Raw genomic sequence first — 19,484 nt, 5'->3', positions numbered from 1 at the left:
TCAGAGATTATGAACTCACAAGTACCCGTACAACGGAGACAAGCTAAGCCATGAGCCGCGCTACGTATATGCTCAAGCGCTTGGTACTGTCAATCCCCGTTATTATATTCGGAACGACAGTAACGTTCGCAATTATCCGGCTGGGACCGCTCAGTCCTGCAGCGGCGATCCTCGGTCCGAAAGGTGACGCTCGCGCGATTCAACAGATCGAGCAACGGTTGGGGCTGAATGAGCCGCTCTGGGAACAGTACTTCGACTTTATGGGAAACCTGTTCCTGTTCGATCTGGGCCAGTCGTGGGTGATCAACTCCGGGACGCCGGCCGTCGACCTCATCATCAGCTACGCACCGCGGACGATCTGGCTCGGATTCTGGGCAGTCCTGATCGCCCTCGGAATCGGCATTCCGCTCGGCTTCTACGCCGGCCTGAATCCCAATACGTTCTCGGACTACTTCGCCTCCTTCGGTGGGATTGTCTGGCGAGCGATGCCGAACTTCTGGCTCGCGGTCATTCTGGTGACGGTACTCTCGCAGTCGGAACAGCTGTTTGGGTTCAGCTGGACCAGCTTCATCGTGGAGACGAACGTCGTCACCTCGCCAAACCTCGCCGTGCTGAGGAATCCCGCGAGGCTGATAACGGACCCGGGACAGGCATGGACCAACCTCGCGAAAGCGACAAAGCAGATACTGCCGCCCGCACTGGTGCTCGGGTCCGCGTCGATGGGTACGGAGATGCGTATCGGCCGAACTGCCGTTCTCGAAACGATCAACTCGAAGTACGTCGAAACGGCCAAGGCCAAAGGCGTCTCACCGCGAGTGCTGGTCTGGAAGCACATCTTCCGGAACGCGCTGATTCCGCTTGTACCGGTAATCACTGCCGAAGCGTTCATCCTGATCGGCGGGTCAGTGCTCGTCGAGACTGTCTTCTCAATCAATGGCATCGGCCTGCTGTTCGTCAAGGCGGCAAAGCAGGGTGACCTGCCGCTTGTTGGAACACTGATGTATCTGTTCATCCTCCTCATCGTCGGGCTGAATATCGTACAGGACTTCGCGTACACAATCATCGATCCACGCGTGGGGTACGACGCATGATGGAGACAGAACCCACCGAAGACATCGATCAGCCGTTGCGGGACCGGCTCAAGGCACACCCCGGGCCGGCGCTGCTGTGGGGTGCCATCCTCTGTGTCCTGTTACTGCTTGAAGGACCAACGTACCTCGATGGGTTGCTTGGCGCGATAGGCGCTGGGCTCGGGTTGCTCCCGGGAGCACCCGGCGCCGAGGCGTTCGCCAGTGCCTCAGCCTACTTCGGCGAACTGCCACATCTGCTGAGCCGAGAACTGATACCCAACCGGGGGTACTACGACGGGAGCGCCTGGCAGGGCACGTTCCTCGGCCTCGAGCCGAAGTACGCATGGCTCATCCGTTTCCTGCTGGTGTATGCATACGTTGCAGTCCTGCTGGGCTGGCTGTGGTACGGCTACGTGCTCTTCCGCCGGCACTATCGTGCTGCTGACTGGACGCCAACTGACGACGTCATCGACCGACTCCGAAGCCACTACTGGGGTCTGTTCGGACTCGCTGTCGTCGTCTTCTTCGTTACGATGGCCGCGTTCGCACCGGTTATCGGCCCAACGACGGCCGAAGAGAATATTGAAGGACCGTACTCCTACGATATGCAGTACTACAACGAGGACACGGAGACGGTCGAAACGGTTACTATCGGCGAGGCGAACCTCGGTTCCGCCTCCCGTGGTAGTGGGGACAGCAATGTCGGCGTCTGGAGTTATGACGACTTTGGGCGGTTCCACCCTGTCGGAACGCTCGTCAGCGGCAAGGACCTGTTTACCTTCCTCGCCTTTGGCGCACGGTTGTCGCTGTTCATCGGCCTCGGGTCGATGGCGATTGCAGGATTTATCGCAACAACACTGGCCTTAGTTACCGCCTACTACAAAGGGGCGGCTGATCTCATCGTGGTACTGACCAGTGACTCCGTGCAAGCAATGCCAGCATTGCTGTTGGTGATTCTTGCGACGGTGGTGTTCCAGAACCACTGGATATCAGAGTTATACAACGGGGCAATGCTGTTCATCCTCCTGTTTGCGTTGATACGCTGGCCGGGGCTATGGCGAGCGATACGTGGCCCTGCGTTACAGGTCGGCGAACAGGAGTGGGTCGACGCGGCAAAGAGTTACGGCCAGCGACCCACTGTGATTATGCGGAAACATATGGCTCCGTATATCCTCGGCTATCTCCTGGTTTACGCCTCCCTGACGCTCGGTGGCGTCATTATTTCCGTCTCTGCCCTCTCGTTCATCGGACTCGGGATTAACGCCCCGACTCCTGAATGGGGGCGGGCGATCAACATCGGGCAGCAGTACGTCGCCAGTCAGTCCTGGCACATCTCGCTCATTCCGGGGCTCCTGATTACGCTGGTTGTCACCGGATTCAACGCGTTGAGCGACGGAATCCGTGACGCTATCGACCCACAGAGCGAGGGTGCTGAAGGCGGTGCAGCTGGCGCGGCCGCCGGAGGTGGTGGCGGATGAGCCACACCGAAGACGGCGAGCCGCTGCTGGCCGTTGACAACCTCCGGACCGTGTTCCACAGTGATAAAGAGGAGATCCGCGCTGTCGACGGCGTTTCATTCGATATCGAACGCGGCGAGACGCTCGGTATCGTCGGCGAATCCGGTTCGGGTAAGAGCGTCACCGCGCGCTCGATAATGGGACTGGTCGACAGTCCGGGCGAAATCCGCGAAGAGTCGTCCATACGGTTGGACGGGCGAGAGCTGACGACGCTTTCGGAGAAGCAATACCGGTCAGTTCGTGGCGGCGACATCGCGATGGTGTTTCAGGACCCGCTGAGCTCGCTCAACCCGGTGTACACTGTCGGGAACCAGATCATCGAGGCGCTTGAGCTCCACCGTGATATGGAAGGCGCCGAGGCCAAGTCGGAAGCCATCGAACTGCTGCGTGCAGTCGGCATCCCCGATGCGGCGCGGCGTGTCGATGAGTACCCACACGAGTTCTCCGGCGGGATGCGTCAGCGAGCCGTCATCGCGATGGCACTGGCCTGTGACCCAGATCTGCTCATCTGTGACGAGCCGACGACAGCACTCGATGTCACCATTCAGGCCCAGATATTGGACCTGTTACAGGAAATCCAGACGGAGCGTGACATCGGTATCATGTTCATTACACACGACATGGGCGTCATCGCGGAGGTCGCCGACCGCGTCGCCGTGATGTACGCCGGCGAAGTCGTCGAGCAAGCACCCGTAGAGGAACTGTTCGCGAACCCACACCATCCATACACGCAGGGACTCCTGCAGAGCATTCCTGGCCGGAACCCCAGTACGGATCGGCTACCCACTATCGAAGGGGACGTACCGACGCCGCACGAATCGGCGTCGTACTGCCGGTTCGTCAGTCGGTGCCCAAAGGGCTTCGACGAGTGTGAGCGGGTCCATCCCGCGCATGTCGAGGTCGGCGAATCAGCGGACCACACTGCCGCGTGTCTCCTGTATCCCGAAGATATGCCTACCGACGACACTGTGACACAGCACGAAGAGAACGCGGACCAGACAGGCGTCGAAGCAGACGAAGCACTGTCGGCGGATGACTGGCCGGCTGAGCGCCGAAAAGCTAGTGAGGATACTGGTCCCGAAGACAGCGACGCACGGGCCGATGGCGGCCACGGCCACAGTGCCGGTGACACCGGCGGACACAGTGAGGGGGGTGGCTCAGATGAGTGAATCAGTCGTCGATACTGTGTCCCACCAGACCGGCGAGACGTTGGTCGATGTGCAGGATCTGAAGACGTACTACGAAGACGGCGGGCTGCTTGGAAGCGATCCCGTAAAAGCCGTCGACGGCGTGAACTTCGAGATTGCACGCGGCGAGACGTTCGGACTGGTCGGTGAATCCGGCTGTGGCAAGACGACTCTCGGTCGGACGCTCATCCAACTGGAGACGGCCACGTCCGGGGCGGTCTCCTTCGATGGAACGGATATAACCGAACTCAGCGGCGGCGACCTCAAGGAGTGGCGCCGCAACGCTCAGATGGTGTTTCAGGACCCCGAGTCGAGCCTCAACGACCGGATGACTGTCGGCGAGATCATCCGCGAACCGCTGGACGTTCACGAACAGGGCACGGCCCGCGAGCGCCGGGAGAAGGTGCGGACACTGCTCGACCAGGTCGGGCTCATGCCGGAGCACTACTACCGGTATCCCCACCAGTTCTCCGGCGGACAGCGACAGCGAATCGGCATTGCTCGCGCACTCGCACTCGAACCGGAGTTCGTCGTCCTCGACGAGCCCGTTTCGGCACTCGACGTGTCCGTTCAGGCCCAGATACTCAATCTGCTAGAGGAACTGCAAGAGGAGTTCGGCCTCACGTATCTCTTCATCGCGCACGACCTGAGCGTGGTTCGGCACATCTGTGACCGCGTCGGGGTGATGTATCTCGGGAACCTCATGGAGGTCGGGCCGACGGAACAGCTGTTCCAAAGCCCGGAGAACCCCTACACGCGCGCATTGCTGTCGGCGATTCCGGAACCAGACCCCACGGTTCAGGTGGACCGGATTACCCTGCCAGGATCACCACCGAGTCCGCGGGACCCGCCGGAAGGATGTCCCTTCGCAACGCGGTGTCCCGTCCGGATTCGGCCAGAGGACATAGACGCTAGCGATGCGGTGTGGGACCGGATCCGAGAGTTCCGTGACGTCATTCGCGAGCGGTCCCGCGCGGAGCAGTCGGTCGGTGAGCGGCTCAAGGAGCGGCTCGGGTTCGACACCGCGCTGGCCGACAGCGAGGAGATCGTCGAAGAGGAGTTCGACGACGTGACCCTTCCGCCAGACGTACAGGAGCACGTCGAGCAGGCGGCGACGTATCTCAGTGATGGCGACCCCGACGCCGCTCGTGCCTACCTCAGAGAAGTGTTCGGCAGTCAGTGTGACACCGAAACGCCGCAGTACTACGATGTCGACGACAGGCAGATGAGCTTCTGTCACCGGCATGCACAGGAGCACGTCTCCCCTGGCGACGAACTCCGCCAACGTGGCTACGACACGCACGATGGATAACCTGGCGGGAAAGGTACTCGATCTGCTGTGGTACGCCCTCGGTGTAACGCTCACAGCTACGCTTATGGGCGGCGTGCTCTCGCCGCTCCGTGGCGGTGGCTGGGTGACAGTGAAGTTCGTCCTGTTTTTTATCGGGTTCGCGCTGTTCGGCTACGCCTCGGTCACGCTGTGGCGTGCGCCCTCTATCGATTCCGACGAGCCAGACGGGTCCGACGTGTCGTTCGGCGTGTCAGCACGCGAGCGGACGCCGTTCGAGTCAGCGCTGGCCCGTGTCGCCCCGCCGCTCGATACGCTCGCCCCGCCCGAAGATCGACTCTCGCCGCCGGTGAAGCTCTTCGTTGCGAGTCTGTTCGTCCTCGGGCTCTCCCTGAGCATGGAGGTCGTCTTCGGCGTCCAGTGACACCACCATTTACCTCCCGCGGGCGTAACGACAGGGTATGGTAAAGACAGGTGGCGAGGGGACGGACGACATCGAACGGCTTGCCGCCGGTTCGGACGACCGCAAGGCATCGTGGAAACAGACGTTAGAAGAGACACAGGCACTGGCTGACCAGCGGCGTTCTAACGGCCGTGAGGCCGTCGTCGTCCCAGCCGGGGATGCGGGCCTGCAGACAGTCGACGGCGGTGACGGACTCGAACTCGTGTTCGTCATTCCGGGCAACAAGTCCGAGGACGTGACGCGGCTGGTCGAATCGAATCCCCTCGAAGCGTACGACGTGTACCGGCGGACAGTCGGAGAACAGGTGTTTCTGGCCGTCGAGTACTTCGACCCGGACGCCGCGTCGCTGTTCATCGCTGGCGCGTACGAACTCCGAGACGCCGGAAACGCAGTTACCGCTGCGAACGACGGTGCGACGTTCCAGACGTTGCTCAGGAAACTGGACGGGACACCGGTCGCAACGTTCGACCACGCGGACCGAACGAAGTTCCTTCCGATCGATAGACTCCCAGTTGAGGAATAGGGATCGGCATCGGAGGTAGTGACAGCTGAATCGTTCGCTGCCGACGTGGCTGTGATGAAGCAGGAGTGCCCACCTCGCAGTCCAAGACCGAAAGGACCATTCACTAGCCCCCGCAGAGTTCAATCTGCGCGAGGGTAGCCGAGCTTGGCCAAAGGCGGTGGGCTTAAGACCCGCTCCCGTAGGGGTCCGTGGGTTCGAATCCCATCCCTCGCATTCTGCGACAAGTGGACACGAAGAGCAGTGCAAGCGTGGTGCGACCCACCGTCCAGCAGAACTCAGAAGCAGTTCGCCGCAAACGGTCACAAGATGCAACGCTGATCGCTCACTGGAGACACGCACGGTGGTCCGGCGTGTCTCAGATATGGCATAGCTTGTGTAGGTGACAGATTCGGGTGCGGTAGCGACACGACAGAGAGTGTCCGGACACGACGCGTTTTTGCACGTCTGTGGCCTATGCTGGCGTAATGACTGATGTGCCAGACGACGTTGCCGAAGCGTTCGGCCGACACGATGCGCTCGTCCCAGCCGGAGATAGCTATGCTGTCGAGACGACGAACTTCGACGGCCGCGTGACTGCGACCGAGGGCGAGGAGTGGCGGACAAACTACGAGGTGACGGTCAGAGCACCGTCGCTACAGGCCGCGACAAGCGACGAGGTCGGTGACGCCGTCATCGATGGCTGGCTTGAGACGCTGGAGCGGCGGCTGGAAGACGCGCCGAAAGCGACCCGAACTGCCGTCGAACTGGACGATTACAGCGTCGTCGAAGACGGCGAGCAGGTCGTGGTCACCTTCGAGTACACGATGGGTGGCGAACGGCAGGCCGCGGACGTCGCCAAGACCTTCGTCGAGTACGTCGAGGGGACGTACGTGGAGGGCGTCATTCCCGGCTACGACTACGTCGGCGTCGTGGCTGACTTACTCAACTCTGCGAGTACCGGCGGGAGCGAGGGCTCTCGTGGCGGGACGCCGCTGTAGCTGTACGGTTCCAGGCACGGAAACAGAGAGAGCGCTCCGTCTCAATCCATCGCGATATAGGTCTGTGTCGTTTCGACGCCCTGGATTTCCTGGATATGTGTCGCTGCGACGTCCTTGACTTCGGCGGGCGTCTCCACGTTTACTTTTGCGATAAAGTCGACGTCACCGGCGACGATGTGGGCCTCGACAACGCCGTCGACGGCTTCGATGTCGTCTTTCAGACGGTCCGCGTCACCGGTGTGGGCTTTGACCATCACGTAGGCAACGACCATATTCAGGCACCTCCGAGCGCGGTTGCGGGCTCTGATTCGCCAACGACAATGCTTCGGACATCCGAGAGCGTCTCGAAGTCGGCCAGTATCACGACTCGGTCACCGGCCTCCAGCGTTTCGTCCGGATTCGGGATGGCAAGCGGGGCCTCGCCTTTCCCGTGAGCCATCAGCCGAGAGTCCGACGGAAGCTCCAGTTCGGACAGCGTGTACCCTTCCATCGGCGACTGCCGCTGGATCGTGAACTCCACGAGCTGGAGGTTCTGTGCGATGTCAGCGACTGCGCGGATGTTCCCGCCCAGCAACGCGTTCTTGGCGGCGATAGCGCCCAGCCGTTCGGGGTAGATAATCTCGTCAACGTCGGAGGCGTAGCGTCGGTAAATCTCCTCGCGGTAGTCCTCGTCGATACGCATAACGGTTCGACAGCCGTGTTCCTTGGCGATCATACAGGCGACGAAGTTGTCGTTCAGGTCGCCGGTGAGCGCGCCGAGCGCGTCGGCAGCTTCGAGATCGGCGTTGCCGAGCGTCTCCTCGATAGCGCCGTCGCCCGCGATCACCTCGAAGCCAGCCGTTCGTGCGCGCTCAACTGCGTTCTCATCGCGCTCGATGAGGACAACTTCGTGGCCACTCTCTTGCAGGACGCGAGCCGTCCGCAGTCCGACACGACCTGCACCCACGATAACGAATCGCATACACTCTCCTATGGGACGGGGGTGAATAAAAGTACCCACCCGGTGGAACCACCAGACGCCTTAACCACGATATCAAACAACAAAGCCATTGTTTTTCTCTGACGGAACCTTTTTCGTGCCATGACACAACACACCACAATATGGTCAGCGCGTTCATTATGGTCAAGACGGCTGCCGGCAAATCCGAAGAACTCCTTGCGGCAGTTCGCGACGCTGAAGGCATCACCGAGGCACATATCGTCGCCGGACAGTACGACATTATCGCCGAAGCAACGGGCACGGAGGTGTACGATATCATGCAGTCGGTCTCGGGCCACGTCCGGGATCTCAACGGCGTCGACGACACGCGCACGTACATCTGTTTGGAGTGAGCGCCCCGCGCTGTTCCGACACCGCAAAGGGACTTGCCGCCCTACGGCGAACATGGTCAGTGTCGCCGGTATTATCGGCCTGCTCGTCATCGTGCTGGTCAACAGTGCTGTGACGGCGCTCATGACGCGCTTTTTTCGCGTCCGCTTGCACACGCGGTGGGGAAGCTTCGTTTACTCGCTGCTCCTCTGTCCGGTCGTCATGGTCGTCATCCTGCTGGTGTTGAGTGGTGTGTTCAGTCTCGGCCCGGACCTCGGGTCCACGACAGCCGTGCTGCTCGTGACTGTCGTTGTTCCACTCGCTACCGGGATGACGTTCGACTACTTCTGGATGCCTGCCCCCGACGAGGTCGAACTGCCGGCGTCGATGGACTAATCGAGAATCGCCGCTCGGACGCGTTCGTACACGGTGTCCGGGTCGGCGGTCGCGTCGACTCGTACGAACCGCTCCGGGTCGGTGTCAATGAGTCGCTCGTAGTTGTCCCGAACCGTTGAAAGATAGTCAGCAGTTTCGAACTTGTTCGTCGCGCCGCTTCGCCGTGCGGCGGTTTCGGGATCGAGATCGAGATACACGGTCCGGTCCGGCGGACGGGTCCACGGGGCGTGAACTTCCCGGACGTACGACAGCGGGTCGTCGAACGTCCCGGCCGCTTCGAGTGTCGCACCCTGATAGGCGTACCGCGAGTCGCTGTAGCGGTCGGAGACGACGAGCCTATCCTCGCCGAGTGCCGGTCGGACCGTGTTCGAGAGATGCGCGGCGTGGTCGGCCGTGTAGAGGAACAGTTCGGCCAGCGAGTCCGCGTCGTCGTCGTCGATGGAGCGCTGGACGGCGTCCCCGTACCAGGTGTCGGTCGGTTCGCGCGTGAAGACGGCGTCGTCTGGGACCGTGTCGTCGCTCCGGAGCCGTTCCCACACGGTCGTCTTGCCGCTCCCGTCCAGTCCTTCGAGCGTGACGAGCATACCTCACAATCTGTGTGGGGGGATGTAAGCGCCCCGACCTGGTCGGTTCATATGTAGACTGACACAAGTGACCGGACTGCGGGCCGGTCGGGCAAAGAAATACGCCCACCTTTACGGTTCTACCGACCGTACTGGAGCCTATGGATGTACTTGTCGTCGGCGGGACTGGCTTCATCGGACAACACCTGTGCCGCGAACTCGATGAGCGAGGACACACCGTCACTGCGCTGTCCCGATCACCGGAGGACGCGACGCTACCAGACAGCGTCGAAACCGTCGCCGGAGATGTCACAGACTACGGAAGCATCGAGGGGGCGTTCGAAGATCAGGACGCGGTGTATTTCCTGGTCGCACTGTCGCCCCTGTTCAAGCCGGATGGCGGGGACAAGATGCACGAACGCATCCATCTCGGCGGGACCGAAAACAGCGTGCAGGCCGCGGAGGAACACGGCGTCGAACGGTTCGTCCAGCTGAGCGCACTGGGTGCAGACCCCAATGGCGACACGCATTACATCCGGTCGAAGGGCCAGGCCGAACAGGTCGTTACGGAGTCTTCGCTGGACTGGACCATCTTCCGACCATCGGTCGTCTTCGGTGAGGGCGGGGAGTTCGTCTCGTTCACGAAGCGTCTCAAGGGGATGTTCGCGCCCGGCGTCCCGCTGTATCCGCTTCCCGGCGGCGGCAGACAGACGAAGTTCCAGCCCATCTGGGTCGGTGACCTCGTGCCGATGCTCGTCGATAGCATCGAATCCGCGGCGCACGTCGGCGAGACCTACGAGGTCGGTGGACCGGAAGTGCTGACGCTCAGGGACGTGACCAATCAGGTGTACGATGCCGAGGGATCGTCGGTAAGCATCGTCCCGCTCCCGATGCCGCTAGCGAAGGTCGGTCTCTCTGTTCTGGGGAGCGTCGGGTTCCCGATGGGTGCCGACCAGTACCGCTCACTCAAATTCGATAACACTCCGGCAACGAACGAAATCGACGCGTTCGGCGCCAGTAGTGGCTCTTTAACGACACTCAGCGGATACCTCCGCGGATAAGTGTCGGCAGTAGTCACCCCCTAAATGTAGTTATGTTAGCTAGTATTGATTTTCAATCCTGGCTTTCAGGGCTGAGATCCGGGCAAAACACTTATACTCGCTATCGCTCTTTGACCCTTTAAGCGGAGAACTATATAATGAAACTGGCGATGATCGGCTTCGGGCAGGCCGGTGGCAAAATTGTGGACAAGTTCCTCGAGTACGACAAGGAGACCGGCTCGGGAATCGTCCGCTCTGCTGTTGCGGTCAATACAGCAAAAGCAGACCTGCTTGGGCTAGAACACATTCCGGAAGAGAATCGAGTACTCATTGGTCAGGCTCGCGTCAAGGGCCACGGCGTGGGTGCGGACAACGAACTCGGCGCGGAGATCGCCGAAGAGGACATCGACGAGGTGCAGGGTGCGATCGACAACATCCCCGTTCACGAAGTCGACGCCTTCCTCATCGTCGCCGGGCTCGGCGGCGGGACGGGGTCGGGCGGATCGCCGGTCGTCGCGAAACACCTCAAGCGCATCTACACCGAACCGGTGTACGGGCTGGGCGTCCTGCCGGGCAGCGACGAGGGTGGCATCTACACCCTCAACGCCGCTCGCTCGTTCCAGACGTTCGTGCGCGAGGTGGACAACCTGATGGTGTTCGACAACGACGCCTGGCGACAGACCGGTGAATCCGTCGAGGGCGGCTACGACCACATCAACGAGGAGATCGTCCGGCGCTTCGGCGTGCTGTTCGGGGCTGGCGAAATCGAGGCCGGCGACAACGTCGCCGAAAGCGTCGTCGACTCCTCCGAGATCATCAACACGCTCGACGGTGGCGGCGTGTCCACCGTCGGCTACGCCTCCGAGGATGTCGAGGTATCCTCCGGCGGCGGCGGTCTGCTCTCGCGGTTCAAGGGCGACGACTCGTCAGACGACGGGATGGACACGGCGAACACGACGAACCGTATCACATCGCTTGTCCGGAAAGCCGCACTCGGCCGACTGACGCTTCCCTGTGAGATTGAAGGTGCAGAGCGTGCCCTGCTCGTGATGGCGGGGCCGCCGGAACACCTGAACCGGAAGGGAATCGAGCGCGGCCGGAAGTGGCTCGAGGAGCAGACCGGTTCGATGGAGGTCCGCGGTGGCGACTATCCGACCAACGCCCCGAAAGTGGCCGCGTCCATCCTGCTGGCCGGCGTCCACAACGTTCCCCGCATCAAGGAACTCCAGCAGGTCGCCATCGAGGCCCAGGACAACATCGACGATATCCGTAACCAAAGCGAAGATAACTTAGAGGACTTGGTCGAAGACGACGAAGATGAACTTGATCCGCTGTTCTAACAAGACAGCCGCACTCCTCTGTGTTGTCGCGCTGCTCGCGACCGCCGGCACAGCGAGTGCGTTCTCTGTCTCTGCCGAGGGAGTCCCGACCGAGACGGCCGTCGACGAAGAGGTGTCGGTGACGTACACTATCGACGACCCGTTCACCGACGCGCCGAACGAATGGACGCTCGCTGGTTCGACCGAGCTCCAGGAGGTTAGTTGGACGGTTACCGTGTTACGTGCGGGTAGCCAGGTGAGCCAAGAAACCTATGGCGACCAGTCCTTCGAGCAGGATCTGGAGATCGACAATAACGGAGACCAGGTTCGCGTCGAGCTCGTCGGCACGACGCCGGCCATCTCGAACTACACGTACGACCCGGCACAGGACTATCAGGTCGCCTCGCTCAGTCGTATCAGTGGGAGCAACGAGGACGAGTTCCGCAACGATACCGTCCACCACTACACTGAAGAGAGCCAGTCAGCGAGACAGGCAATCGACGACGCGCAGGCCGCAATCGACGAAGCCGGTGGGAACGAAAACGCCGAGGAGCTAGTCAGTAGCGCCATCTCCTCATACGAGAACGGGAACTTCCAGAACGCCCAAGATCTCGCCGGACAGGCCGAGAATCAGGCACAGCAGGCCCAGCAGAGCGCCCAGACTCAGCAAACGCTCCTGCTGGTCGGCGGCGGACTCGTCGTCCTCCTGTTGCTGGTCGGTGGCGGCTACTACGCGTACACCCAGATGAGTGAGGACGAGTACTCCAAGCTGTAATGCGTCTCGTCGTCCCCGTCTCGGGGTCTGACCCCAAAACGCGACTTGCATCCGTTCTTTCTCCCGACGAGCGCCGTGATTTTGCCGAAGCGATGCTTGCAGACGTCGTCGACGCGGTGACAGCGGCGGGCCACGAACCTGAAGTCATCTCGACAGCACCACTCGACTGTGCCGTGCCGGTCACTGTCGACGACCGTAGGCTCGACCCGCTCGTCAACGACCTGCTCGCGTCGACAGTGACTAACGGCGACGAAGCTCTTGCCGTCGTGATGGCAGATCTGCCGCTCGTAACGCCGAAAAGCATCGAGCGACTGCTTGCCCCCGACGCCGACGTCGTGCTGGCCCCCGGTCTAGGTGGCGGGACGAACGCCTTCGTCTGCCGACACCCCGAATTCAGGGTCGACTACCACGGCGCATCTATTCGTGACCACCGCGAAAACGCTCAGGACCTGGGAGCCAGCGTTGCCGAAGTCGACTCTCGGCGGCTCGCGACCGACATCGATGAACCGGGCGACCTCGCTGAGGTGCTGCTACACAGCGACGGTGCGGCCGCGGACTGGCTCGAACAGTCAGGGTTCGAGCTGACAGCCGCCGATGGGCGGGTCGACGTGCAGCGATGTCGGTAGTTTCATCTAGAAGCCAATTGCTCTAGTATCAGTACTGATACTTCCGAGTTTACATTTAGGTAGTTGCAGACTACTATCCATATGTGACTGTTTCTAGTGTCAAGCAGAGCTATGGGGCCAAGCTCGGTGTCGGATACATCGCAACGGCTACCCTGCTTATCACTGTTGGGGTGGTAACACAAGATGTTGCATCGACAGTCGTCGCCGGCATCGCCGGCTTACTGACACTTGGCTCAATCAACGCAGCCGAAACGGTTGCCAGCATCACCGAGTTATCAGCACAGACACAGCGGGTGGCAGACGGGGACCTCGATACCGAAATCGACTCGACACGTACCGACGAGTTCGGGGACCTTGCTGACTCCATCGAACAGATGCGCGTATCGTTGCGCGACCGACTATCAGAGATGGAGGCTGCGAGAGCAGACCTCGAACAGGCACAGATTGACGCAAACGAGGCACAGGCCGAAGCAGAGGCCGCTGAGGAGGAAGCAAGGGAACTCGCCACAGCCTACCAAGAGATTGCAACAGAGTACGGGACAGTCATGGCAGATGCTGCAGACGGCGATCTCACGCAGCGTGTCGATGTAGCCACTGAGTATGAGGCGATGGAAACCGTCGGCCAGTCCTTCAATAGGATGATGGATGAGCTACAGGAAATAATCGAGACCGTCACCGCCGTTTCGGAGCGTATCACGACCGAAACTGACGAGATAACCGAAACGAGTCAACAGGTGCAACAGGAGGTCGACGCGGCTGTCGAAACCGTCGCCGATATCCAGACGCAAGCAACCGACCAGCAGACGAAGCTCGAATCGGCTGCAGTCGATATTCAAGACGTGAGCGCATCAGCAGAGGAAATCGCCGCGACAATTGACGACCTCGCAGACCGGAGCCGTGAGGTCGAGGAGGCCAGCAACGACGCTCGAACGGCTTCTGAGACTGCCCTGACGGAGATGGACCAGATACAGGCTGATGCAGCTGACGCTGTCACACAGGTCGAAACCCTCCAGCAGCGAATGGCAGAAATCACCGACATTGCGGACATCATCTCCGAGATTGCAGAGCAGACGAATATGCTGGCGCTGAACGCGTCGATAGAGGCCGCTCGCGCTGGTGGACAGGGCAGCGGTGCGGACGGGAACGGGTTCAGCGTCGTTGCAGACGAAGTCAAGTCACTGGCTGAAGAGACACAGTCACGAGCTGACGAGATAGCAACGGTCATCGCTGAGGTGTCTGAGCAGACAGAAGAGGTGACCGCCTCGATACGGGCGACGGAAACGCGAGTCGACACCGGGGCTGAGACTGTCGAGTCGGCCCTGTCGGAAATTGCGACAATCGCGGAAGCCGTCGACGACATCTCGGCATCCATCGAGGAGATGCGACAGACTACCTCGGAGCAGGCTGATACCGTTCAAGCGACGGCCGACTCTATAGAGGTTGTCACTGAAGCAAGCGCGGAGACAGCGACGACTGCCGAAGAAATGTCGACACAGATCCGTCGACAGCGGGACGTTGTCAAGTCGATCTCCGACTCGCTCGATTCCTTCCGCGAAACCGCGGTCGACGACCTCGAATCTCGAGTTCGACTGTTTACTGTGAACACAGATACCACAGCGGCAAGCCAGACGCGCGCCGTAGGGTCGCCGTCAATTGGAGGTGACGACTGATGGACGCTGTTTCAGTCGTGTACGGGATAACCGCCGCGGGCTTTGCGGTCGGTGTCGCCATCGTCGGGTTCCTCTATGCGTCGCTTGAGGGGCCCGACGAGCGGTCGGTTCTGGCGGCATTGGCGCTTATACCCGGGGTTGCGGGGCTCTCGTACGTCGCCATGGCGTTCGGTATTGGTACCGTAACCATCGGCGAGACGACACTCGTTGGGTTCCGATATCTCGACTGGGTGGTGACGACGCCGCTGCTGGTCGGGTTTATCGGGTATACTGCCGGCGCGTCGCGACGCGCGATTTTCGGGGTCATGGCGGCGGACGCCCTGATGATACTTGCAGGCGTCGGAGCGGTCGTCGCTGCTGGGACACTGAAATGGGCACTGTTCGGCGTCTCGGCAGTGTTCCACGTCTTGCTGTTTGCCTACCTGTACCTCGTCTTCCCGCGCTCGGTTCCGGACGACCCACAGCGTATCGGCCTGTTTAGCCTCCTCAAGAACCACGTCGGACTGCTGTGGATCGCGTATCCGCTCGTCTGGCTTGCCGGCCCCGAAGGACTTGGATTCGCGACCTACGTCGGTGTCAGCATCACCTACGCGTTCCTCGACCTGCTGGCGAAGGTCCCCTACGTGTACTTCTTCTACGCCCGACGGCAGGTGTTCGCCACAAAACTGCTTCGGGATTCGGGCGACGCCACAGTAACGCCGGCGGACTGAGCAGCAACGACCACCGAAGTATCGTCGATCACGCGGTACTTCGGAGCGGATAACGGTTCACAGGCGACCGGCGTGTAGCGACACACTGGTTCTGTTGTCGTGTGGCCAGTTTCGACCGTCCACAACTACTGGCACAGGCCATCACACACGACTGAAGGTTTTTGTTCGTGGGGTGCACACCCCGGGACGTGATACCCGGCACGGACGCGTATGACGTCGCTATCGAGATCCCGGACGCCGACATCGAGCGACTGCTGTCGGTGATGCCCGAAGACGTCGAGGCCGCGTCGGCGCTGTCCTATTGCCGGAACGTGTTCCTGCCGCTGACGACCGCCTGCCGATACACCTGCACCTACTGCACGTACTACGACCCGCCGGGGCAGGCGGAGCTGATGGACCCCGAGGAGATCCGCGAGACCTGCCGTCGCGGGGCCGACGCCGGCTGTACCGAGGCGCTGTTCACCTTCGGCGACGATCCGGACGACCGCTACACAGCGATCCACGACCAGCTTGCCGAGTGGGGCCACGACTCCATCCACGAATACCTCCGGGAAGCCTGCGAAATCGCCCTTGAAGAGGGATTGCTCCCGCACGCGAATCCGGGCGATCAGACACGCGAGCAGATGGCCCACGTCGCCGACCTGAACGCCTCGATGGGCGTGATGCTAGAGACGACCACGACCGTACAGGCCCACGGCGGCCCGCGAGCCAAAAGTCCCGGTCAGCGACTCAATACCCTCCGGGTGGCCGGCGAACTGGGCGTGCCGTTCACGACCGGTATCCTCGTCGGTATCGGCGAGGACTGGCACCACCGCGCCGAGAGCTTGCTCGCCATCCGCGAGATGCACGAACGCTACGGTCACATCCAGGAAGTCATCGTCCAGCCCGTCGTCGAGAACGAGCGCTGGCAGGGCGGCTCTCCCGATCTGGCGACGATGCGCCGGGTGACGGCGATGGCCCGCGCGGCGCTTCCCGAGGAGGTGTCCGTACAGGTCCCCCCGAACCTCGCGCCCGCCCGCGACCTGACCGACTGCGGCATCGACGACCTGGGCGGCGTCTCCCCGGTCACGGTTGACCACATCAACCCCGAGTACGAGTGGCCCGCGCTGCAGGAACTGACGGCTGTCGCCGACGCCGCCGAGGTACCACTGACGGAACGGCTGCCCGTCTACGACCGGTTCGTCGACGACGGCTGGCTCTCGAAGCCCATCGAGGCGGCCATCGAGGCTGACGACGAGGCTGGCGAGCGGTTCCGGTCGATACTGGACCGGGGTGTGAATCCAGTGACGCTGTGAAACTGGTGATCAGCCCCTCAGGGGAACGGTCAGCACGGCCAGAACAGACACCGGACATCAATCACCTAGTCGCCTAGGCGATATCTACACAAACGCTGGCGGACCAATATGTATCATGCCTGGGCGTGCCTCTGACAGCAGTGCCAGGCGAAATACTCTACCACGTTGACCACGGCCAGTGCCCAGCCGTGGTCCACTACTTTACTCAAGCAACGGCGTTCCGTCAGCCTGTGGCCCGAGTTGCGGGCCGAGTACGTCGGCGTCGGGATCGATGACGCGGCGCTGTTCGTAGTCCGTCGATCGCTCGACGGGCGTGCGGCCGATGGCAGTGATCATATCGGCGTACTCCTGAAACGAACGGAACTCGCCGTAGTCGCCGCCGGCACGTTTGGTGATCTCCTCGGAGAGAATAGTCCCCATGAAGTCATCCGCACCGCAGGTGAGCATCTTCAGCCCTTGCGTGTCGCCGTATTTGACCCACGAGGCCTGGATGTGGTCGACGTTGTCGAGGAAGAGCCGTGAGACGGCGATCAGCAGTTCGTCCTCATCGATGGTCGCGCCACCGTCGACCATGCCACGCTCGTACAGCGGCGTCTCCTCGTGAACGAATGATAGCGGGACGAACTCCGTGATCGCCCCGGTCCGGTCCTGCAGGTCGCGGATGCGCTGCAGGTGCAGCGCGCGGTGGCGCTCGTTCTCGACGTGGCCGTACATCATCGTCGAGGTCATGTCGAGGCCGACCGATGCGGCCGCCTCCATGGCTTCGAGCCACTCGTCGGTGCGGATCTTCCCCGGACAGATGACGTCACGGACCTCGTCGACGAGGATCTCTGCAGCCGTACCCGGAACGCTGTCGAGGCCGGCGTCTTGCAGTCGGCCGAACACCTCCTCGTAGGACCAGTCGGTGCCGCGGCGGGCGTGATAGGCCTCTTCTGGCGTCATCGAGTGGAGGTGGACATCGCCGACGTTCATCGCGCTGAGTTGCTCGCAGTAGGTAGCTGGGTCTTTCTCGTACTCGTCGGGCGAGCGGTAGTTCAGGTCCCCACGATCGCTCGTCTCCAGTATCTCTCTGTGTTCGTCGTCCAGCGCGAGGGCGGGGTGGAGTCCCGACACCGAACAGACCTCGTAGATGCCCCGGTCGAGGGCGTCCTGTACGATTTTTCGGGATTCACTCGGTGTCTTGGTGAAGCCGCCATGGTCCTCCTGATAGTCGCTCCGGAACTGCTCAGAGCGGTCCTTGAAATTACAGAACAGACAGCCCGTGTTGCAGGCCGTCGTGACGTTGTTGTTGAGGTTCGCGACGAAGGTGACCTCGTCGCCGACGACCTCCGCCCGGCGTCGGTCAGCCGCTTCGAGCACCTGCTCTTTCCGGTCGTGGTCGATGCCGTCCCGATCGGTGCCCGTGGTCAAGAGTTCGACGGCGTCGTCGACTGTCAGTCGCGTCCCGTTTCTCGCCTTGGCGAGCGCGTTCTCGAACGACTGGTCAGTCGTCGGACGGTGCTCGAACTCGGTGGAACCGTCCGGAGTACCGACGGTCTCTGGGACGTCCGGCATTGCTGGACAGGAGGGAAAGAACGGTCAAAAACGTATGGGTACGCACATGGTCCACAAGGTCGACAGGTCCCCGTGTTCCGGCACACAAGCGACTGCAGTTGCCCATCAAGTCGGCAATACGCCGCCGACCCAGCCTGCAGTCTCGATGATAACCCAGGCGACGAAAGCCGCGTATGCGCCGAGTAACGCATAGGATTCGGGTTCGCTCAACACGAGGTCGGTCCGGAGAACAGTAAACAGGAGAATCGTCGCCCCGGTCAGGACGCCGAACATCGGCACGGCCATCGCGAAGTCGACGGTCCACGTGCCTGCAATGAGAACGCCAAGCGGGATGGCGACGAGCAAGTCGAACGTGTTCGACCCAAGAACGTTCGCGAGCGACGTGACCCCGCGGTCGTCGCGGGCTGCTCTGACACTGACGAGCGTGTCGGGGAGGCTCGTCGCTGCCGCCAGAATCGTCACGCCGAGCAGGAACTCCTGAACGCCGGCGGCCCGACCGATGACCCTGACGGCGTGGACGAGGTTTTCCACAGCCACGAGAATGACAGCCAGGCCCAGCAGGAGGAAGAGCCACTGCCGCCCGACAGAGATGCCGGCGGTCCAGTCGTCTCCCGGATCGTGGTCAGCTGTGTCCTGGTACTGGATGAAGACGTACAGCCCGTAGAGCGCGAGCGGAATCGCCGCCAGCGGCCGCGTGATGACGCCCGTGAGCGTCGCCTCACCGGGGTAGTAGATGACCGCAAGCGCCATCGTGATGAGCAGGACTGAGACGGCAAGCATATAGAACTGCGCCTCCTTGTAGACGAGCGTCCGACTCGATTCGAGTTCGTCATCGGTCGCGACGCCCGCGGCTGCGGGGATGACGAGGACGTTGAATATCGCTGAACCGACGATTGCGCCGACGCCAAGCGGCATCGACCCGCCAAGTGCCGCGACGACGACGGTCGCAAGCTCCGGAAAACTCGATCCGACGGCAACGATAATCGCGCCCTGAACGACTTCCGGGAGACCGTAGTACGTCGCGAGCCGTTCACTCGATGCTTCGAGCCAGTCGCTTCCTTTCCAGATCGCGACCGTCGCGGCGACGATGATCGCGGCCTCGACCAACAGACTGGAAGCCATCAGACGGTCAGTCGACAGCCCGACAGAAAACGTTGCCTTCCGAGCGCGAGTGATACTGCCGGCTGTAAGTCTGGAAAGAA

At 61.6% G+C, this 19,484-nt stretch carries 21 protein-coding genes and 1 tRNA gene; 17 read left to right on the top strand and 5 right to left on the bottom strand.

Annotated features, from left to right (window positions below; translation table 11 throughout):
- The first annotated feature begins 50 nt into the window (after nucleotides 1-50).
- The 8 genes from IEY38_RS11120 (at nucleotide 51) to IEY38_RS11085 (ending at nucleotide 7,025) form a co-directional block, all read left to right on the top strand.
- Nucleotides 51-1,091 (top strand): ABC transporter permease, encoded by a 1,041-nt coding sequence (locus IEY38_RS11120; RefSeq protein ID WP_188977798.1) that lies wholly within the window; start codon nucleotides 51-53, stop codon nucleotides 1,089-1,091.
- Complete coding sequence (locus IEY38_RS11115) at nucleotides 1,091-2,548, top strand: ABC transporter permease (RefSeq protein WP_188977796.1); 1,458 nt, start codon at nucleotides 1,091-1,093, stop codon at nucleotides 2,546-2,548. Before IEY38_RS11120 ends, IEY38_RS11115 begins: the two co-directional genes overlap by 1 nt.
- Complete coding sequence (locus IEY38_RS11110; RefSeq protein ID WP_188977794.1) at nucleotides 2,545-3,756, top strand: ABC transporter ATP-binding protein; 1,212 nt, start codon at nucleotides 2,545-2,547, stop codon at nucleotides 3,754-3,756. Before IEY38_RS11115 ends, IEY38_RS11110 begins: the two co-directional genes overlap by 4 nt.
- The gene (locus tag IEY38_RS11105) at nucleotides 3,749-5,086 is read left to right on the top strand and encodes an ABC transporter ATP-binding protein (protein ID WP_188977792.1); all 1,338 of its coding nucleotides are present in this window, start codon (nucleotides 3,749-3,751) and stop codon (nucleotides 5,084-5,086) included. The genes IEY38_RS11110 and IEY38_RS11105 overlap by 8 nt, the downstream gene beginning before the upstream one ends.
- A complete protein-coding gene (locus tag IEY38_RS11100; RefSeq protein WP_188977791.1) occupies nucleotides 5,079-5,486 on the top strand; it encodes a DUF7555 family protein in 408 nt (135 codons plus the stop codon). The genes IEY38_RS11105 and IEY38_RS11100 overlap by 8 nt, the downstream gene beginning before the upstream one ends.
- A 37-nt stretch (nucleotides 5,487-5,523) precedes the next feature.
- Nucleotides 5,524-6,048 carry a DUF7529 family protein gene (locus IEY38_RS11095; protein ID WP_188977789.1) on the top strand — a complete coding sequence of 175 codons (525 nt, stop codon included), beginning with the start codon at nucleotides 5,524-5,526 and terminating at the stop codon, nucleotides 6,046-6,048.
- 128 nt (nucleotides 6,049-6,176) lie between these two features.
- Nucleotides 6,177-6,261: transfer RNA gene (locus IEY38_RS11090), tRNA-Leu, on the top strand.
- Nucleotides 6,262-6,512: 251 nt separating this feature from the next.
- Nucleotides 6,513-7,025 (top strand): DUF5813 family protein, encoded by a 513-nt coding sequence (locus IEY38_RS11085; protein ID WP_188977787.1) that lies wholly within the window; start codon nucleotides 6,513-6,515, stop codon nucleotides 7,023-7,025.
- Nucleotides 7,026-7,066: 41 nt separating this feature from the next.
- Here IEY38_RS11085 and IEY38_RS11080 read toward each other — a convergent pair whose 3' ends face one another.
- Together IEY38_RS11080 and IEY38_RS11075 are read right to left on the bottom strand one after the other, a co-directional pair.
- On the bottom strand, nucleotides 7,067-7,297 hold the full coding sequence (locus tag IEY38_RS11080) for an Lrp/AsnC family transcriptional regulator (RefSeq protein ID WP_170098488.1): 231 nt from the start codon (nucleotides 7,295-7,297) through the stop codon (nucleotides 7,067-7,069).
- A 2-nt stretch (nucleotides 7,298-7,299) separates the two neighbouring features.
- A complete protein-coding gene (locus IEY38_RS11075; RefSeq protein ID WP_188977785.1) occupies nucleotides 7,300-7,986 on the bottom strand; it encodes a potassium channel family protein in 687 nt (228 codons plus the stop codon).
- A gap of 140 nt (nucleotides 7,987-8,126) precedes the next feature.
- Between IEY38_RS11075 and IEY38_RS11070 the strand changes: the two genes are divergently transcribed.
- Nucleotides 8,127-8,357, top strand: coding sequence for an Lrp/AsnC family transcriptional regulator (locus tag IEY38_RS11070; protein WP_170098490.1), 231 nt, complete (start codon nucleotides 8,127-8,129; stop codon nucleotides 8,355-8,357).
- Between the two features lie 52 nt (nucleotides 8,358-8,409).
- Entirely contained in the window at nucleotides 8,410-8,730 is a 321-nt protein-coding gene (locus tag IEY38_RS11065; protein ID WP_188977783.1) for a hypothetical protein, read from the top strand.
- Here the strand turns inward: IEY38_RS11065 and tmk are convergent.
- Nucleotides 8,727-9,314 carry a dTMP kinase gene (gene tmk, locus IEY38_RS11060; RefSeq protein ID WP_188977781.1) on the bottom strand — a complete coding sequence of 196 codons (588 nt, stop codon included), beginning with the start codon at nucleotides 9,312-9,314 and terminating at the stop codon, nucleotides 8,727-8,729. The genes IEY38_RS11065 and tmk overlap by 4 nt on opposite strands.
- 140 nt (nucleotides 9,315-9,454) lie before the next feature.
- Here tmk and IEY38_RS11055 point away from each other — a divergent pair, with 140 nt between their 5' ends.
- The 7 genes from IEY38_RS11055 (at nucleotide 9,455) to cofG (ending at nucleotide 16,728) form a co-directional block, all read left to right on the top strand.
- Nucleotides 9,455-10,354 carry a complex I NDUFA9 subunit family protein gene (locus IEY38_RS11055; protein ID WP_188977779.1) on the top strand — a complete coding sequence of 300 codons (900 nt, stop codon included), beginning with the start codon at nucleotides 9,455-9,457 and terminating at the stop codon, nucleotides 10,352-10,354.
- 137 nt (nucleotides 10,355-10,491) lie between these two features.
- The gene (locus IEY38_RS11050) at nucleotides 10,492-11,673 is read left to right on the top strand and encodes a tubulin/FtsZ family protein (RefSeq protein WP_005536054.1); all 1,182 of its coding nucleotides are present in this window, start codon (nucleotides 10,492-10,494) and stop codon (nucleotides 11,671-11,673) included.
- Nucleotides 11,651-12,427: a hypothetical protein gene (locus IEY38_RS11045; RefSeq protein WP_188977777.1), complete on the top strand. Its 777-nt coding sequence runs from the start codon at nucleotides 11,651-11,653 to the stop codon at nucleotides 12,425-12,427. Before IEY38_RS11050 ends, IEY38_RS11045 begins: the two co-directional genes overlap by 23 nt.
- Nucleotides 12,427-13,053, top strand: coding sequence for a 2-phospho-L-lactate guanylyltransferase (gene cofC / locus IEY38_RS11040; protein WP_188977775.1), 627 nt, complete (start codon nucleotides 12,427-12,429; stop codon nucleotides 13,051-13,053). Before IEY38_RS11045 ends, cofC begins: the two co-directional genes overlap by 1 nt.
- Before the next feature lie 83 nt (nucleotides 13,054-13,136).
- Nucleotides 13,137-14,723, top strand: a complete 1,587-nt coding sequence (gene htr1 / locus IEY38_RS11035) for a sensory rhodopsin I transducer Htr1 (RefSeq protein WP_188977773.1) — start codon at nucleotides 13,137-13,139, stop codon at nucleotides 14,721-14,723.
- Complete coding sequence (gene sop1, locus IEY38_RS11030; RefSeq protein WP_188977771.1) at nucleotides 14,723-15,433, top strand: sensory rhodopsin I; 711 nt, start codon at nucleotides 14,723-14,725, stop codon at nucleotides 15,431-15,433. Before htr1 ends, sop1 begins: the two co-directional genes overlap by 1 nt.
- Before the next feature lie 188 nt (nucleotides 15,434-15,621).
- Nucleotides 15,622-16,728, top strand: a complete 1,107-nt coding sequence (gene cofG / locus IEY38_RS11025; protein WP_188977769.1) for a 7,8-didemethyl-8-hydroxy-5-deazariboflavin synthase subunit CofG — start codon at nucleotides 15,622-15,624, stop codon at nucleotides 16,726-16,728.
- Between the two features lie 201 nt (nucleotides 16,729-16,929).
- Here cofG and cofH read toward each other — a convergent pair whose 3' ends face one another.
- Both cofH and IEY38_RS11015 read right to left on the bottom strand, forming a co-directional pair.
- Nucleotides 16,930-18,282, bottom strand: coding sequence for a 7,8-didemethyl-8-hydroxy-5-deazariboflavin synthase subunit CofH (gene cofH / locus IEY38_RS11020; protein ID WP_188977767.1), 1,353 nt, complete (start codon nucleotides 18,280-18,282; stop codon nucleotides 16,930-16,932).
- Between the two features lie 105 nt (nucleotides 18,283-18,387).
- Nucleotides 18,388-19,404, bottom strand: coding sequence for a sodium:calcium antiporter (locus tag IEY38_RS11015; protein ID WP_188977765.1), 1,017 nt, complete (start codon nucleotides 19,402-19,404; stop codon nucleotides 18,388-18,390).
- Between the last annotated feature and the right edge of the window lie 80 nt (nucleotides 19,405-19,484).

Source organism: Haloarcula sebkhae (genome assembly GCF_014647415.1).
Lineage (GTDB): Archaea > Halobacteriota > Halobacteria > Halobacteriales > Haloarculaceae > Haloarcula > Haloarcula sebkhae.
The sequence above is the reverse complement of the archived record's forward strand: the minus strand, read 5'-3'. Positions and strand labels throughout refer to the sequence as shown.

What these genes read in the sequence shown, in the direction of transcription:
- sop1 (WP_188977771.1), top strand. Translation starts at nt 14,723, where the DNA reads ATGGACGCTGTTTCAGTCGTGTACGGGATAACCGCCGCGGGCTTTGCG.
- IEY38_RS11095 (WP_188977789.1), top strand. Translation starts at nt 5,524, where the DNA reads ATGGTAAAGACAGGTGGCGAGGGGACGGACGACATCGAACGGCTTGCC.
- cofH (WP_188977767.1), bottom strand. Translation starts at nt 18,282, where the DNA reads ATGCCGGACGTCCCAGAGACCGTCGGTACTCCGGACGGTTCCACCGAG.
- IEY38_RS11120 (WP_188977798.1), top strand. Translation starts at nt 51, where the DNA reads ATGAGCCGCGCTACGTATATGCTCAAGCGCTTGGTACTGTCAATCCCC.
- IEY38_RS11070 (WP_170098490.1), top strand. Translation starts at nt 8,127, where the DNA reads ATGGTCAGCGCGTTCATTATGGTCAAGACGGCTGCCGGCAAATCCGAA.
- cofC (WP_188977775.1), top strand. Translation starts at nt 12,427, where the DNA reads ATGCGTCTCGTCGTCCCCGTCTCGGGGTCTGACCCCAAAACGCGACTT.
- IEY38_RS11065 (WP_188977783.1), top strand. Translation starts at nt 8,410, where the DNA reads ATGGTCAGTGTCGCCGGTATTATCGGCCTGCTCGTCATCGTGCTGGTC.
- IEY38_RS11045 (WP_188977777.1), top strand. Translation starts at nt 11,651, where the DNA reads ATGAACTTGATCCGCTGTTCTAACAAGACAGCCGCACTCCTCTGTGTT.
- IEY38_RS11050 (WP_005536054.1), top strand. Translation starts at nt 10,492, where the DNA reads ATGAAACTGGCGATGATCGGCTTCGGGCAGGCCGGTGGCAAAATTGTG.
- IEY38_RS11115 (WP_188977796.1), top strand. Translation starts at nt 1,091, where the DNA reads ATGGAGACAGAACCCACCGAAGACATCGATCAGCCGTTGCGGGACCGG.
- IEY38_RS11080 (WP_170098488.1), bottom strand. Translation starts at nt 7,297, where the DNA reads ATGGTCGTTGCCTACGTGATGGTCAAAGCCCACACCGGTGACGCGGAC.
- IEY38_RS11100 (WP_188977791.1), top strand. Translation starts at nt 5,079, where the DNA reads ATGGATAACCTGGCGGGAAAGGTACTCGATCTGCTGTGGTACGCCCTC.
- IEY38_RS11105 (WP_188977792.1), top strand. Translation starts at nt 3,749, where the DNA reads ATGAGTGAATCAGTCGTCGATACTGTGTCCCACCAGACCGGCGAGACG.
- IEY38_RS11015 (WP_188977765.1), bottom strand. Translation starts at nt 19,404, where the DNA reads ATGGCTTCCAGTCTGTTGGTCGAGGCCGCGATCATCGTCGCCGCGACG.
- IEY38_RS11075 (WP_188977785.1), bottom strand. Translation starts at nt 7,986, where the DNA reads ATGCGATTCGTTATCGTGGGTGCAGGTCGTGTCGGACTGCGGACGGCT.
- IEY38_RS11055 (WP_188977779.1), top strand. Translation starts at nt 9,455, where the DNA reads ATGGATGTACTTGTCGTCGGCGGGACTGGCTTCATCGGACAACACCTG.
- tmk (WP_188977781.1), bottom strand. Translation starts at nt 9,314, where the DNA reads ATGCTCGTCACGCTCGAAGGACTGGACGGGAGCGGCAAGACGACCGTG.
- IEY38_RS11085 (WP_188977787.1), top strand. Translation starts at nt 6,513, where the DNA reads ATGACTGATGTGCCAGACGACGTTGCCGAAGCGTTCGGCCGACACGAT.
- IEY38_RS11110 (WP_188977794.1), top strand. Translation starts at nt 2,545, where the DNA reads ATGAGCCACACCGAAGACGGCGAGCCGCTGCTGGCCGTTGACAACCTC.